Source organism: Mucilaginibacter sp. Mucisp73 (assembly GCF_059491465.1).
Map to the genome: position 1 here is coordinate 5,620,110 of NZ_CP168507.1, position 14,790 is coordinate 5,634,899.

Genomic DNA, 14,790 nt, shown 5'->3' on the forward strand with positions numbered 1-14,790 from the left:
GCTTATATAGCTATTTTTATTACCATGAACTATGATCCATGAACCATCAACCCTACTTCCGCTTACTTTTAAAAAAATCTTTCACCAGCTGGCTGCATTCAGCTTCGCGGATACCGCCGGTGATCACTGTTTTGGGATGGGTTATTTTTTGGTTGATGCGGCCGAACCCGAGTTTGTTATCATAGGCCCCAAAAACGATCTTACTTACCTGGAACCAGTATGAAGCCCCGGCACACATTACGCAGGGCTCCATAGTAACGTACAGCGTACAGCCTTGCAGGTATTTACCTCCAATTAAATTAGCGGCCGCAGTAAGGGCCTGCATTTCGGCATGGGCCGATACATCGTTAAGCCGTTCGGTAAGATTGTGCCCTTTTCCTATAATGCGGCCATTGTAAACCACAATTGCCCCTATCGGGATTTCATCTTCCTCCAATGCATAGCGGGCTTCTTTTAACGCCTCGCCCATAAAATATTCATCGGGCGATATAGAGGCCTCATCCTCAAAACTGATATATCTCATTTAAATAAGTTTGCTGCCGTTTGGCACTGGCTTTTCAACAGCGGTTAACACAATGTCTCCGTTCTCGTCGGCGAAACCCGTAACCAGGAACTCCGACATGAAATTGGCGATCTGCTTTTTAGGAAAGTTGACAACCCCCACAATTTGCCGGCCTACCAGCTCTTCTTTGGTATAATGCTTCGTGATTTGCGCGCTCGACCACCGGATGCCGAAAGCGCCAAAATCAACCCTCACTTTAAAAGCCGGCTTACGGGCCTCGGGGAAATCAATTGCCTCCAATACAGTGCCTACACGCAGTTCTACTTTTTCAAAATCATGCCAGGTGATGGTTTCCATACGGGCAAAGGTAAAAAAATATGTCTCTCGCTCTTCTCCAAAAGCTGCCCTTGCCTCAATTTTAAGTAAAGGGTTTGATATGGGCATTGGTGAACAAAATCAATGCGTCATGTATCATGAACTGATGAGTTATAATAACGAAACGCGACAATTCTGCTCATGGCGCCGGATGCAAAAAGTCCTGTTCCAAGCCGCTTAGGCTTAGCCATTGCCTCTAACACCGTCAATTAATATCCGCTCCGTCCTTCACCTCATCGCTGGCATTTTTAAGAATGATATCGTTGGCCTTCAGGTTTCCAAATACTTCGGTTGAGTCATGTCTGGATAATCCTTCCTTTATATCAATTAATGCTGCCTTGCCGTCTTTTACAGCTATTACATATTCCCTCTCGGTTGACCGGATGATGGCATTGTTGGGCACTAACAACGATTTGGCGCCCGAAAGCATCGGGATCTTTACTTCGGCATACATCCCCGGTTTTAGTATTCCATTTTGGTTTTGTACGTCTATTTCGATAGCTTCAGAACGCATACTCCCTAAAGCATTGGCCGAGCGACTGATTTTGGCTGTTTGTTCCTGCCCCGGCATAGCATTAAAAGTGAATTTTACCTGCTGCTTTAAATCAACTTTGTCTACGAAATCTTCGGGGATATAAACCTCTAAACGCAGCTTGCGGGTATCCTGCAAAATAAGCATAGGCAGGTCTGTACCTTTACCCGGGGCTACCAAAGCTCCCGGAGATACGTTACGCTGAATGATCATGCCATCAAACGGGGCACGAATGTTCAGGTAATCCTGCATGGTGCGTACAGATGCCACGATCGAGCTTTCTGAGCGGGCCATTGCGTCATCAGCTTTCATTTTTGCTAAAGCATTATCTAATTCAAGCGGAGAAACTGATCCAGGTTCTTTTGCAGCCTCTTTTAAACGCTGATACTTTTCTTTACTGGCAACAGCATTTTCCTTAGCCTGCATATACCGCGAATCGGCGGCCTGCAGTTGCGATTCCATTTCCGGCGCTTCTAAGGTTACCAGTAATTGTCCCTTTTTAACCAAAGTACCACGATCAACAAAAACGGTTTTTACAAACCCGTTTACTTTCGGAAACAGGTTTACCTCGTTATAAGGCTTTAACTGGCCCGGAAGGCGGGCTTCGCTTGACAGTGCTTTTTCCGACACTTTCCCGGTTTCATATTCGCTTGCTTTTTGGGTGTTTTTTTTGGTTTCTGTGAGGTCCACCGGCTTTTGGTTGCCTGCACATGCGGCCATCAGGCTGATACTGCTTAGCAGTACAATATATTTTAGTTTCATAATATTAGCTATTGGAGGTTTCAAGTTGTTGAGGTTCATTAACATTTACGTCCTTCATTAAGGACGGTGAATCATAAGTGGTTTTTTGCTGTACCCAGGCAAATACTTGCGGTAGTATAAACAGGGCAGCTAATGTTGAAGCAAATAAGCCGCCTATCACAGCGCGGCCCAAAGGTGCGGTTTGCTCGCCGGCTTCACCCATCCCTGATGCCATCGGGATCATACCTGCCATCATCGCCAAACTGGTCATGAGGATTGGTCTTAACCTGATGGACGCACTGGTAATGGCTGCCCTTGCAGAGTCTTTATAATCCAGTCTCAGGGTTTCAGCATTGGTTACGATCAGGATGGCGTTTGCCACCGATACCCCTGTAGACATGATCATGCCCATGTAACTTTGCAGGTTAAGTGTTGAACCGGTAAGCAGTAATGCTGTTAGCGATCCCAATATTACTGCCGGTACGGTAGATAGTACTGTAAGGGATAATTTAAACGATTGGTAATTGGCGGCCAGCAATAAAAAGATCACCAAAATGGCAAACATCAAACCGTTCTGCAAGCTGTCGAGCGTTTCTGTCAACAGGCTCGACATACCCTTAACTTCAGCAATCAGGCCTTTAGGCGGTGCCCCGACAGATTTGATCACCTGCTGCACCGCGGCAGTAGCAGTGCCCAAATCCTTCTTGTAAATATTGGCGCTCACGGTTAAGAAGCGGCGCGGACCGGTACGGTCATATTCACCAGGCACGTAATTAACCTTAAAGCTGGCGATATCACCCAGTACAGGTGTACTTTGGCCTTTCACCAGTGGGATCTCTTTCAACTCATCCATTGTATTCATTACATACTCTGGAATTTGCACCTGTACCTGGTAGGTATAGGCCGATTTATCATCCAACCAAAGGTTTTTCTCGGTAAAACGGCTTGATGATGTACTTGCTGTAACCGAGCGGGCAACATCTTTAATATCCAGGCCTAATTGAGCAGCTTTCAACCTGTCGAGCGTTATTGCCACCACAGGAAACTTTAAAGGCTGACTGATCTGCACATCCCTCAGGTAGCTGATCTTTTTAAGTCCGGCCAAAACCTTGTTCGAGTAGCCTTCTATCTGTGCCATATCCTTACCCGCTACCCTTATTTCGATAGGTGTGGATGCACCCTGGCTCATGATCTTTTCGGTCATGTCGATAGGTTCAAAAGTGATGCGGAGATCGGGCATGCGCGATGCTATGTTTTTACGGAGCGCATCTTTAAGCTCATCCATATTGATGTGGTAATCTTCATCAAGGTTAACCTGTAATACCGCTTCATGTGTACCGGTATTAAATACATAAAGATTACTGGTACCATAGCTGCTTGGCACAATGCCCACATAACCCGATGTAATAGCTACATGATGGTTCACCGTGCTGTCAATGATTTGCAAAACCTGTTTCAGCCCGTCTTCCGTACGTTCAAGTCTTGTGCCATCCGGCTCTTTGATCCTGATCTGAAACTGGCCGTTGTTGAGCTTCGGCATCATATCTTTTCCAATGGTAACAAAGCAAACACCAGCCAATCCCAAAACAACCACGAGATAAACAGGCACAATTAGTTTTTTGTTATGCATCCAGCGTTCAATGATGTGTATAAAACGGATCTTTATCCGTTCAAACAGGTCATTCTTTTCGGGATGTTTTTGCTCCTGTTGCAGGTGATGGTTTACCTGCCCTTCTTCGGGCCGGTCTAAAGCTTCGCCGGCATGGGCATGCAATTTCCCATGTTCATAATGCTGATAGGTTTCGGCTTTGATAAGCCAGTTTGATAAAATAGGCACCAGTGTTTGCGCTATGATGTACGATACGATCATCGTTAAGCCAATAGATAGCGACAGGGGTAAAAACATCGCTTTAGGCACGCCGTTCATCATAAACGATGGCGCGAATACTGCAAGGATACACAGCAGGATGAGCAATAGGGGGAACGAGATTTCCTGGCAGGCATCATAAATAGCCTGTGCTTTGCTTTTGCCCATCTCCAGGTGCTGGTGAATATTTTCGATGGTTACCGTCGCCTGGTCAACCAAAATGCCTATGGCGAGGGCAAGCCCGCTCAATGTCATGATATTGATGGTTTGGCCGAATAAGCCCAAAAGTAATACACCTAACAAAATAGATACCGGGATAGTAATCACCACGATCAAACTACTTCGCCAGTCGCGCAAAAACAATAATACCATCAGGCCGGTGAGCAATGCGCCCAGACCGCCTTCTGTCATAAGGCTCTTTACCGCGTTTATCACAAATATGGATTGATCAAACTCATACGAGATTTTAACGTCGTCGGGTAAAAGGCCCTGAATTTCCGGAATCTTCTTTTTCAAAGCCTGTACCACACTCCAGGTACTGGCATCGGCGGTTTTTACTACCGGCAAATAAACAGAGCGCTTGCCATTAATCAGCGCATAATCAACCGTAACGTCGGTAGCATCGGCAACACGGGCTACATCTTTTACCAAAATGGGTACGCCGTTTTTGGTAACTACGGGGATATTGCCAAATTCATCTGTTTGGCTGATCAGCGTATTAACTGTAGTTACAAACATAGTGTTGCCTAACCTTAAATTACCCGAAGGCGACATCACATTGAACTTAGCCAACGCACTTACTACCTCATCGGGCGTCAAGCCGTAACTTCTTAATTTATTTGGATCAACGTTTAAGGTGATGGACCTGGCGTTTGAACCAAACGGCGGCGGGGCTGATAAGCCGGGAACAGTAGCAAACATCGGCCTTACTTTAGTAGCAGCCATATCATAAATATCCTTCAGGCTGCGATTGGGGGCGGATAGTACCAATTGCCCAACGGGCAACGATGAAGCATCAAACCTTACAACCTGCGGCGGCAGTGCTCCCGGCGGGAAAAAGCTCATTACGCGGCTTACCTGCAAAGCCACCTGGGCCTGTGCTTCGGCCATGTCTGTACTCTCGTAAAAACTCAGCTTAACCATAGTTAAACCCTGGATGTTTTTACTGGTAATACTTTTGATGCCGTTCACATACAGAAACTGGTCTTGCAAACGGGTTGAAAAGAAACCCTCCATTTGCTGCGGTGACATACCGCCATATGATTCAATAACATAAATGGTGGGCAGGTTTAATTTGGGGAAAATATCTATCGGTATTTTTATAGCACTAAGCACTGCAAAGATGAGCAGGCTCAAGGTAACCACCACCGTTGTGATGGGCCGTTTAAGTGCGGATGTGACCATTGACATAGCTAAATTATTTTAAAAGGTTTAATACAGTATTTACCTGGTTGCCGGTAACGGCCTGCTGGAACAGGGCATTTGAATAGGCATATTTGGCCTGTACATAGTCAGTTTCGGCGCGGTAAAGGATATTGAGCGCGGCGTTAAGCTCAATGATATCGGTTAGCCCATTTTTGTATAATGACAACTTTTGCCGGTACCCATCAGAAGCCGCTTTAAGCTGATGAGGGATCTCAACCAGGCGTTCGCGGGCGGTTTGCAGCTCCACGCCCGACCGGTTGGCATTGACCGCCAGCAATTGCTTTTGCTCTTCCAGCTTTTTCCGGGAGTAATCGGTATTGGCACGTTGTGTCCGTAATTTTAACTGGCGGCGACGGATATCAAATAGGTTATAGGAAACACCTATACCTACCAGGTAATTATTCCTGTCGAACCCCCATCCGCTGCTTAGGCTGTTAAAATGGTCGTTAGCATCAACACTTGATCCCCTGCCCCAAACGGCGCCTTCCAATAATATTTTAGGATTGTAGCTTTTTTTAACGAGTGTTTCCCGCTGCAAACTGTTTTGATATACCGATTTATAATAATTGATCAAGGGATGATCGGTGGTGTCGATAACCAAAGGGTGGAGGCCGGTTGCGGTATTGATAAGATTTGTTTCGGCAGCAGTATCGGGTACTATTGTCTGATAGGGTAAGCCGCTGACAGCCGAAAGCTGTAACTGTACCTGCTTCACCTGGTTGTTCAGTTCAATATAGTTCAAACGGGCTTTTGACAGTTCGGCCTCGGCAATGCTGGTATCAACGCCTGCCCTTACCCCACTTTTGGCGAGCGACTGTACCGACCGGCGGATCTCCTGATTGCGTTTTATGTTCCGCGCCTGGATGGTGAGGAAGTTTTCCAGTTCCGTTAGGAGCAGGTAATTGCCAATGGCATAAGCCTGCAATTGATATTTGGAATCAGCAAATTGGTTTTGCTGTACCTGAATATCAGAGTTGGCTACTTTATTTTGAGCACCATAGGCACCAAAATTGTAGATCTCCCAGTCGAGCGCGGCTACCCCAACGTTCGCTGATACGGTGGTGGTATTGCTTTCGGGCCGTACCCCCCTGGAGTTGGAAGGAATGATACCAAAGCCAAAATACGGGCCGGCAACATTGTTGTTAGTGCCATAATCTGCCTGGTAATTTAGTTTCAGGTTAGGAAGCCAGCTGCTCCTGGTTTCAGCGGCCTGGGCTTGCCTAACCGCTATAGCTGCCGAATCGGTTAGCAATGTGGGTGCGTTTCGGTTTACGCTGTTGAGCAGCGTTTTTAAGCTAACCGGTGTGTTACCTTGTTGCTGCGCATAAGTACAGGCTGTTATTAGCAGGCCTATAAACAGGCAGCAGAACTTCTTTGAAATTCGCATATCTTGATGTACGGAATATGCTTACCGGGAAATGCCCGCACACTGATCGCTACAGATCAGTAAGTACTGCAAAAAATGCCGGTAAACGATGGATAATTAATTGAAAAAATGATCGACGATGTATCTAAAGGCAGAGCGCCTTTAATCATTCAAATCAAATGCGAAAAGTGCAAAGGGAAAGATAGGAGTATCGATACCCGGGTATAATCCTGAAGTTTCGGATTAATTGCTTCGGATTTAATTTCCATAGCTGCAACGCAAAAAACAGCAGGATAAAACTGCCTACAACAGCGCTGATCAAATCGGTAACAGACTTTTTCTCCTCAAGGGTTGATTTGTCTGGTCTTTGAACGTAGCTTGATTCGCTGAAGCTGCTGTGCAGGTTCTCCATCTTTCGTTTAAAAACCGAATTGAATCCTGTTGAACGTGTACGGCCCGGTTGCGTTAAGCGGGGAAGGAAAAAAACATGACTGCTCGCGATGACCAAATAAAAGGCCATTACCGATAATATCCGCAACGATCTCAAAAATTCAGTATTTCGCTTATTCAACATATTGCTTATGCTGTACAAAAATGAAAAAAATAACCTAATTGTTTTGCAAAAGTATTGTTGCATTTATATTCTGCATACCGGGATGAGGAAACTTCACTACTATTCAGTTGAGGCAGCCCCCCCGCCAGGTAATTGTCTTGCCCTCCGGAGGTTCTAAGTAACGTTTTCTTTTATTAAACATGAGCGAACCAAGAACCACCTAACAACAGGAGTGCGGTTGCATCAACCCTGACGAACTGCGGATTTATTAACTAAAGTGTGCCATTTCGAAAGCTTATTCATCAGCTCATCCAGTTTTACAGGCTTGCTCAGGTAATCATTCATACCGGCCTGCAAACAATCCTGTTCATCGCCGGCCATGGCGTTGGCTGTTAAAGCAATGATAACAGGCTGCCTAATGTCGTCTTTACGGATTACACGGGTTGCTTCAAGCCCATCCATAACAGGCATCTGCATATCCATTAAAATAAGCCCGTAATCGTTTTTGTACAGGGCCTCTATTGCTTCGAGCCCGTTTTGGGCCATACCCGGCTTATAGCCCATTTTGTTTAAAATGTGTTTAATAACGTGCTGGTTAACCTCATTATCTTCGGCAATAAGGATATTGAAGGGATATTTATCACTAAAATCAACCGAAAGCTTGCTCTTAGTTTGTTTATCATCGTTTTGGACCGGTTTATTCCTGAGCGCCATAAAAACCTGTTTGCCCAGTACCTGTTGTTTTATCGGCTTGCTCATAACAGAGGTAAACAGCATTCGCTGATCTTTTATAAATTCTTCGCCAACCGAGCTTAGCAGTATAATAGGAATGTGGCTGTACCCTTCCCTGATGATGCGGGCCAGCATAACCCCATCCATTACGGGCATGTTCATATCGGTAATAACCAGGTCAATGTCTTTGTTTCTCTGCAGGATCACTAAAGCCTCGGCGGCAGACTCTGCCGGTACCGATTTAAGGTTCCAGTTTTCAAACTGGCGGTTTAAAATAGACAGGTTGGTATGGTTATCATCAACTATAAGTATCTTTTTGCCGCGCAATTCCTCAAGATCAAAACTGGCAGGCTGCCGGTGGGAGATCTCGCCGGGATAGGCGTTTATAGTAAAGAAAAACCTGGTACCAGCACCAGGCTTGCTTTCAACGCCTATACTGCCGCCCATTAGTGCAACAAGCTTTTGGCAAATGGCCAAACCTAAACCGGTACCTCCGTATTTACGTGTAGTAGATGAATCGACCTGCGAAAATGCCTTGAACAGCCGGTGCAGCTTATCATGCGGAATGCCTATGCCTGTATCCCAAACATCAAATCTTAATTTCAGCAAGCCATCAGATTGTTTGTCAACACAGCTAACCTTAATGCCAACCTCACCTTTCTCCGTAAATTTTATGGCGTTGCTTACCAGGTTTATAAGCACCTGTTTAAGCCGCAGCGGATCGCCGATGATACCCGGCGATATATCTTCGGCAATTTCATAAACCAGGTCGAGCCCCATTTGTCCGCCTTTAATGGCAAACATATCCATCACATCTTCAATACATTGCCGCAGGTTAAAATCATCCTGTTCAAGATCAAGACTACCTGCTTCTATCTTTGAAAAATCAAGAATGTTATTGATCACATGGATGAGCGTTTCGCCGCAGCTGATGATGGTTTCGTTAAACATACGCTGCTCATCATTAAGCTCAGTTTCATTCAATAAAGCCGACATCCCGATAACCCCGTTCATAGGCGTACGGATTTCGTGGCTCATGGTGGCCAGGAAAATACTTTTTTCCTGGTTAGCCTGATCAGCCGCGAGGCGTGCCTTTTGAAGTTCCTGGTTTGAATAGTTTAGTTCCTGGTTTGCAGCTGCCAAAACCTCTTCATTATGTTTGCGCTCGAGCGATAACTGAGCTTCCCGCTGCAGATCGGCCATTTGCAGGGTTTGTACTATTCTTAGTTCGTTATACTTGCGCAACTGATAGGCCCAAAGTCCGCATATGAACATGATAACCCCGGTAAGCAACACATGTATGGTAAACGTTTGAAGATCAAAGTAATTGAGCTGGGTAAAAAATATGCCGCCATAGCCAATATCCTGCAGATAGCTGAAAACAGCATGGTGTACAATAACAACTAAAAGCAATGGCAATTGTAGCCTCCAGTTTTGGTAGGTGATCAGCAGCGCACTCGAAATAAAAGCAAAAAAGTGCATCTCAAACAAGCCGTGCATCTGGTAAATATACTGGGCCATAAAAATACCTAATACAGTTGCCAGCACATATTGGTATAAGGAAGAATTAGGCAGGGCTATTTTAGCAGTATAGTACGCCAGCAGACACAGGCCGCCAACGCCAAAGGCAATAAGCCATGTATCATAAAAATAGGCCAATGCTAAACCAACTACAAAATGCACGGGCAGGAAATAATCCATCAACCTGTCTGAGCGGTCTTTGATCTCGGTTTGAAAATTAATGTTTTGAACTATGTCTGCGGTCACAATGATTGATATTTAGGGGTAATATTAATTATGACAGTCGGGCAGTCGACAGCCGTATGAGGTTAATGCAAGTTTATTAAATGTTAGGCGTGTATTGTCGTTCAGTAAACCGTTGATAGCTACTTTGGCGAAGCTTGTTTTTTCATCGGTACAGTAACGGCTTATGTTATAATTGCCGCGGTAATACAGCTTGCTGCCTGTGTCAATAAGGGCAGCCTGGGGTGTTGAGTAAACCCCGCAGGCCTCAGCAACCGAGGGATCAAATATAACGGGGAGTTTCATCCCAAACTTGTCCTGGATTTCGCTTTCGGTGAAATGTTTACTGCTCATGATCACGATGGCAAAATTCACCTGTCTGTGATATTGCCGGGCAATAGCCTTAAACTGTTTGATATTAAATCTTGAACAGGGACAATCGGGATTAAAAAAGTGCAGGAACAGCGGTTTACTGCGATCCTGGTAGTGCCTGGGGTTGATGGATACTACCGTACCCTGCTTTACTGCTTTATAGTTTTTCGGTACAGGAGTAGGCAACTGGTATTGCAGCTCATTATACCAAAACAAAGCGCCAACAGCGATTAAAAGTATCACAAGCCAACCAATAACTAACGTTTTTTTCATTGTACCAAAGGTTGGCATACTTCAACAGAACAACTGAAAATCAGCACAAAACCATTTGTAAAAATAATTATTTTTAGTGTATAAAAAACACTTTTCCGGCATTTTAAACATACAGGTTTTAATTTAACCGTTGGCTAACCCCCTCCTTAATCTTTAATTAAGCAAACGAATAGCCATTCAGTTATTTGACAGCCTGTTTTTTTCTTCTTTCGGTTAGGTAACGACGCAGGGGGATATCGTAACCTATCATAACCAGGTAAGCAAATGTAACTAATACAACTAATCCGGGTATAATGATATACGCCAGGTGAGCAGCATCGGGCTTATTCGCTGCATAGTAGCTGCCAAACATCCACATCACAAAGTAATGCGTCATATATAAGGGATAAGAGATATTCCCCGAAAAAACACATATTTTACGTAAGCTGTTGTTAAGAACAGCACCTGCTCCCAGCGAAACCATTAACGGGAAATAAATGATAACTATAAAAGGCTCTGTAAGCCAGTTCCATGTTGAGAACGGAGACAGGAAAGCCAGCATCAACAAAATAGAAAGACCGATAAAACCAAGCTTATTTTTGACGATAAGGTTATAACGGTAAACCAGCAAACCAGCAGTAAAAGAATAAGCTATACGTACACCTCCATCCCAGAAAGTTCCGCCGCTCCAACCGCCCATTAAATTACCTGAGTGAGCTGCCACATAGCAAATACCTACGGCAGAAATTGCAGCAAGGACAATCAGGTAGCGCCGCTGAAGGCGACAAAGCACAAGTGCATAAACAATGTTAGCTACATATTCCCAAAACAATGACCAGGCAGGTGCATTAAACCCAAACAAGTTAAAATACCGTTCATTCATTGTCGGGTTAGGAATCATTAATATGGAGCTGAGAAATAATAGTAGTATACTGCCCGCACTACGGGCTATGGGTTGGGCATTAAATGGATCAAATATAAACCCTAACAAGCCCAATACCGAGCCAAAAACAACAAGCGGGTGCAGCCTGATCAACCTCGATTTGAAAAATTCCTTTATGCCCATTTTGCCGATCCTGTCGTCATAAGCATAGCCAATAACAAAGCCCGACAGGCAAAAGAAAAAATCAACCGCTAAAAAGCCATGACCTATAAAATCCTTGCTGTAGTCGGAATAAGCAATCTCCATAAAATGGAAAGTAACAACTGCAATAGCTGCTATGCCCCGAAGGCCGTCAAGAATTTCAAAATGCTGTTTGGTTTTAAGGATGGCGGGGCTTAGTTTTTCCATGCACTATATCGATTTACCTGTATGCCGGTAAAGAAAGGAAAATTTAACCGTATGTTCAAACTATGCGCTTAACAGCCAAACTGGGTGAGGTGATGGTCAATATGTTTATAAAACATATTGCTCCATTCGGTAATGGTTAAGGGACCAAACGAATGCGACTCGCGGCCATCAAAAGCTTTTTCGCCCAGCTGCTGTGTTTTTTGGATGTAGGCTATCAACCTGTTTTTTTCGGTATTGAAATCCCTTTCGCCGGTAATAAGAAAGGCAGGCGCTGTAGGGTTGTTGTGTTTATATGGAGTTTCACTCACCACCTTGTTTTTAACCAGCATTTTCAGGATCAGTTTCATGAACAAGCCGGGTTTGGGGTGCTTATCTTCATACACCATTTCGTACGTTACACAGCAGTGCGCCAACATTTGTGCAACGTTCATTTTACCCCACCCCGGCGAGGTTTGAGGCGTAAGCTTGTTGATCCGGCTGATTACATCATCAGCTACCTGTGCAGTGAAAATATTGGGTAAGGCCATGAGGGAAAGATAGGTATTTTTATACAGAGATGTATTACATGTATATGTAGTTAAACCGGAAAATCCGCGAAGCGGGCGGTGCATTAGATGCCGCCCAACACAAATTCCCGATATGAATTCCGATCTTAAAAAAAATAAAAAATATTTTTTTCATTTTGTCCAATCTGCCAGGCACGGTTGTCATTGGGTTTTAACAACATAAATTTAAAACAAAATGGAACAGAGAATCAGCATGTGGGAAAAAGGCCAAAATGCCTTAAAACCATTATTCGGTATCAATACTTATCTTAAAAAGTCGCCCCTTGAGTTATCCCTTCGTGAGTTGGTAAACTTCAGGGTATCACAGATCAATAAATGCGCTTATTGTCTTGACATGCACTATATGCCAAAGGCGAAACCGAACAACGTTTATACGGCTTGAGCGCCTGGGAAGAATCACCTTACTATACCGATCGTGAAAGGGCCGCCTTCGCCTGGGCCGAAGCTGTTACCGCCTGCCATGTAACCGACGAAGTGTACAACATAGCCAAGGCGCAGTTTAGTGATGAAGAACTGATAGACCTTACGCTGGCCGTTACCACCATTAACACCTGGAACCGCATCAACCTATCGTTCCCAAATACGCCCGGCACATACCAGGTTGGCCAGTTTGCATAAACAGCTTATATTAACGCCATTAAAACATAGCCTTATGAATGAATTTTTGTTAGTGATCCACAGGGATCTGAAAAGTAAAGATGCCAGTCCCTCGCCCGAACAAATGCAGGCAGCTATAAAACCTTTCCAGGATTGGATAGGCGGCATCGCGGCCCAAAACAAACTGGTTGGTGCTCCCAAACGCTGGGATGGCGATGGCCGGACAATTAAGCAAAATACCGTGATCAATGGTCCTTATGCCGAAATTAAGGAATCAATAGGCGGGTTGTTCATAATCAGGGCCGAAGATTACGATGAGGCCGTTGAAATTGCCAAAGGCTGCCCGATATTGCAATGGGGAGCCACCGTTGAAGTACGAATGGCTGTGCCTGCCGTATAAAATAAAATGCCTTTGTACTTTTGCAAAGGCATTTTTATTTTAACCTATGCAACCCCAAGAACTTTTACCTCACCTGTTCCGCACCGAGTACCGGAAAATTGCAGCTGTGCTTTGCCGCCTTTTTGGTATTGAACATATTGAAATTGCCGAAGATATTGTGAGCGACACCTTCCTTTCAGCCACTGAAAATTGGAGCCTGAAAGGTTTACCTGATAATCCGACGGCATGGCTTTATACCGTTGCAAAAAATAAAACCAAAAATTACCTGAAACGGGACACGATTTTTAAGCAAAAGCTTTTGCCCGAAATAAAATATACTACCGACAGCACAGGCGAAATAGAGATCGACCTGTCTGCCAAAAACATAGCTGATAGCCAGTTGGCCATGATCTTTACAGTTTGCAACCCGGTTATTTCGGCCGAGTCGCAGGTGGCGCTTGCCCTTAACCTGCTTTGCGGTTTTGGCGTACAGGAAATTACCGATGCTTTTTTAGCAAACAAGGAGGTGATATACAAACGGATAAACCGCGCAAAGGAAAAACTGAAAGAAGCCGGAATCCGGATCCAACAGCCAGGCCTTAGCGAGATCGGCAACAGGCTGGAAACTGTTTTAACAACCATTTACCTGCTGTTTTCTGAGGGATATTACTCAATCTCCCAAAATGTTACCCTCCGCCGTGATCTTTGTACTGAAGCTATGCGGCTTAATTACCTCCTTATTGAAAATCCAGCCACCAACACTCCTGCCGTAAATGCACTTTTTGCGCTGATGTGTTTCCACGCGTCGCGGTTTGAGGCCCGCACCAATGATCATGGCGCAATGATCCTTTATGATGATCAGGATGAATCACTTTGGGACAGGGACCTGATCAACAAAGGTATCCATTACCTGAACCAGGCTTCAACCGGAACTTCAATAACTAAATATCACCTCGAAGCCGGCATTGCTTATTGGCATACCTTTAAGGAAGATGCTGCCGAAAAATGGGAAAATATATTACAGCTTTACAATAGCCTCCTTATACTGGAGTATTCGCCCATCGCCGCGCTGAACCGTACTTTCGCCCTTGCCAAAGCCAATGGAAAACCGGCTGCAATAGCCGAAGCCGAAAAACTGAACCTGAGCAATAACCACTTTTATTATTCGCTGCTGGGCAACCTGTATACCGGCATAGATAATCAAAAAGCCTTAGGGCATTACGAAACAGCTATGAACCTGGCTACTTCTGCAAATGATAAGGCAATTATGGCGGGAAATGTTGAGCGGTTAAAAAACTTGCAGGAAGAGCCTCCTTACAATAGTTGAAAGGGTATTGGTTCATGCATACCGCAAAGTTGTTGGCATATTTACAACGATAGTGCATTTAAAACCAACCGGACACCGACTGAATAATTGGTGTCATTTATGAGCTTTTAAACCGCACAATCCTTTTACAAAACAAACTTTGGTAAAATTCAATTAATCACCTATTTTTG

Annotated in this window: 13 protein-coding genes; 4 read left to right on the forward strand and 9 right to left on the reverse strand. The window is 44.6% G+C overall.

Annotated elements, in window-relative coordinates; translation table 11 throughout:
- Window positions 1-52: 52 nt before the first annotated feature.
- The 9 genes from ACEN82_RS23145 to ACEN82_RS23185 form a co-directional block, all read right to left on the reverse strand.
- Entirely contained in the window at window positions 53-523 is a 471-nt protein-coding gene (locus tag ACEN82_RS23145; protein WP_176844544.1) for a nucleoside deaminase, read from the reverse strand.
- Window positions 524-859 carry a tRNA-binding protein gene (locus ACEN82_RS23150; protein WP_413321184.1) on the reverse strand — a complete coding sequence of 112 codons (336 nt, stop codon included), beginning with the start codon at window positions 857-859 and terminating at the stop codon, window positions 524-526.
- A 223-nt stretch (window positions 860-1,082) separates the two neighbouring features.
- Complete coding sequence (locus tag ACEN82_RS23155) at window positions 1,083-2,171, reverse strand: efflux RND transporter periplasmic adaptor subunit (protein WP_413321150.1); 1,089 nt, start codon at window positions 2,169-2,171, stop codon at window positions 1,083-1,085.
- Between the two features lie 4 nt (window positions 2,172-2,175).
- A complete protein-coding gene (locus tag ACEN82_RS23160; protein ID WP_413321149.1) occupies window positions 2,176-5,427 on the reverse strand; it encodes an efflux RND transporter permease subunit in 3,252 nt (1,083 codons plus the stop codon).
- Between the two features lie 7 nt (window positions 5,428-5,434).
- Window positions 5,435-6,829: a TolC family protein gene (locus ACEN82_RS23165; RefSeq protein ID WP_413321148.1), complete on the reverse strand. Its 1,395-nt coding sequence runs from the start codon at window positions 6,827-6,829 to the stop codon at window positions 5,435-5,437.
- Between the two features lie 775 nt (window positions 6,830-7,604).
- Complete coding sequence (locus ACEN82_RS23170) at window positions 7,605-9,860, reverse strand: response regulator (RefSeq protein WP_413321147.1); 2,256 nt, start codon at window positions 9,858-9,860, stop codon at window positions 7,605-7,607.
- Between the two features lie 24 nt (window positions 9,861-9,884).
- On the reverse strand, window positions 9,885-10,481 hold the full coding sequence (locus tag ACEN82_RS23175; protein ID WP_413321146.1) for a DUF6436 domain-containing protein: 597 nt from the start codon (window positions 10,479-10,481) through the stop codon (window positions 9,885-9,887).
- 181 nt (window positions 10,482-10,662) lie between these two features.
- Entirely contained in the window at window positions 10,663-11,751 is a 1,089-nt protein-coding gene (locus tag ACEN82_RS23180; RefSeq protein ID WP_413321145.1) for an acyltransferase family protein, read from the reverse strand.
- Between the two features lie 68 nt (window positions 11,752-11,819).
- Window positions 11,820-12,278, reverse strand: a complete 459-nt coding sequence (locus tag ACEN82_RS23185; protein ID WP_413321144.1) for a DUF1569 domain-containing protein — start codon at window positions 12,276-12,278, stop codon at window positions 11,820-11,822.
- A gap of 214 nt (window positions 12,279-12,492) precedes the next feature.
- Here ACEN82_RS23185 and ACEN82_RS23190 point away from each other — a divergent pair, with 214 nt between their 5' ends.
- Genes ACEN82_RS23190 through ACEN82_RS23205 form a run of 4 tightly spaced genes read left to right on the forward strand, consistent with a single transcriptional unit; the run spans window position 12,493 to window position 14,620 of the window.
- Complete coding sequence (locus tag ACEN82_RS23190) at window positions 12,493-12,699, forward strand: carboxymuconolactone decarboxylase family protein (protein ID WP_413321143.1); 207 nt, start codon at window positions 12,493-12,495, stop codon at window positions 12,697-12,699.
- Window positions 12,696-12,935 carry a carboxymuconolactone decarboxylase family protein gene (locus tag ACEN82_RS23195; RefSeq protein ID WP_413321142.1) on the forward strand — a complete coding sequence of 80 codons (240 nt, stop codon included), beginning with the start codon at window positions 12,696-12,698 and terminating at the stop codon, window positions 12,933-12,935. Before ACEN82_RS23190 ends, ACEN82_RS23195 begins: the two co-directional genes overlap by 4 nt.
- A gap of 34 nt (window positions 12,936-12,969) precedes the next feature.
- On the forward strand, window positions 12,970-13,314 hold the full coding sequence (locus ACEN82_RS23200) for a YciI family protein (RefSeq protein WP_090531052.1): 345 nt from the start codon (window positions 12,970-12,972) through the stop codon (window positions 13,312-13,314).
- A 46-nt stretch (window positions 13,315-13,360) separates the two neighbouring features.
- Window positions 13,361-14,620 (forward strand): RNA polymerase sigma factor, encoded by a 1,260-nt coding sequence (locus ACEN82_RS23205; protein ID WP_413321141.1) that lies wholly within the window; start codon window positions 13,361-13,363, stop codon window positions 14,618-14,620.
- The last annotated feature ends 170 nt before the right edge of the window (window positions 14,621-14,790 follow it).

What these genes read in the sequence shown, in the direction of transcription:
- ACEN82_RS23145 (WP_176844544.1), bottom strand. Translation starts at nt 523, where the DNA reads ATGAGATATATCAGTTTTGAGGATGAGGCCTCTATATCGCCCGATGAA.
- ACEN82_RS23150 (WP_413321184.1), bottom strand. Translation starts at nt 859, where the DNA reads ATGGAAACCATCACCTGGCATGATTTTGAAAAAGTAGAACTGCGTGTA.
- ACEN82_RS23155 (WP_413321150.1), bottom strand. Translation starts at nt 2,171, where the DNA reads ATGAAACTAAAATATATTGTACTGCTAAGCAGTATCAGCCTGATGGCC.
- ACEN82_RS23160 (WP_413321149.1), bottom strand. Translation starts at nt 5,427, where the DNA reads ATGTCAATGGTCACATCCGCACTTAAACGGCCCATCACAACGGTGGTG.
- ACEN82_RS23165 (WP_413321148.1), bottom strand. Translation starts at nt 6,829, where the DNA reads ATGCGAATTTCAAAGAAGTTCTGCTGCCTGTTTATAGGCCTGCTAATA.
- ACEN82_RS23175 (WP_413321146.1), bottom strand. Translation starts at nt 10,481, where the DNA reads ATGAAAAAAACGTTAGTTATTGGTTGGCTTGTGATACTTTTAATCGCT.
- ACEN82_RS23180 (WP_413321145.1), bottom strand. Translation starts at nt 11,751, where the DNA reads ATGGAAAAACTAAGCCCCGCCATCCTTAAAACCAAACAGCATTTTGAA.
- ACEN82_RS23185 (WP_413321144.1), bottom strand. Translation starts at nt 12,278, where the DNA reads ATGGCCTTACCCAATATTTTCACTGCACAGGTAGCTGATGATGTAATC.
- ACEN82_RS23190 (WP_413321143.1), top strand. Translation starts at nt 12,493, where the DNA reads ATGGAACAGAGAATCAGCATGTGGGAAAAAGGCCAAAATGCCTTAAAA.
- ACEN82_RS23200 (WP_090531052.1), top strand. Translation starts at nt 12,970, where the DNA reads ATGAATGAATTTTTGTTAGTGATCCACAGGGATCTGAAAAGTAAAGAT.
- ACEN82_RS23205 (WP_413321141.1), top strand. Translation starts at nt 13,361, where the DNA reads ATGCAACCCCAAGAACTTTTACCTCACCTGTTCCGCACCGAGTACCGG.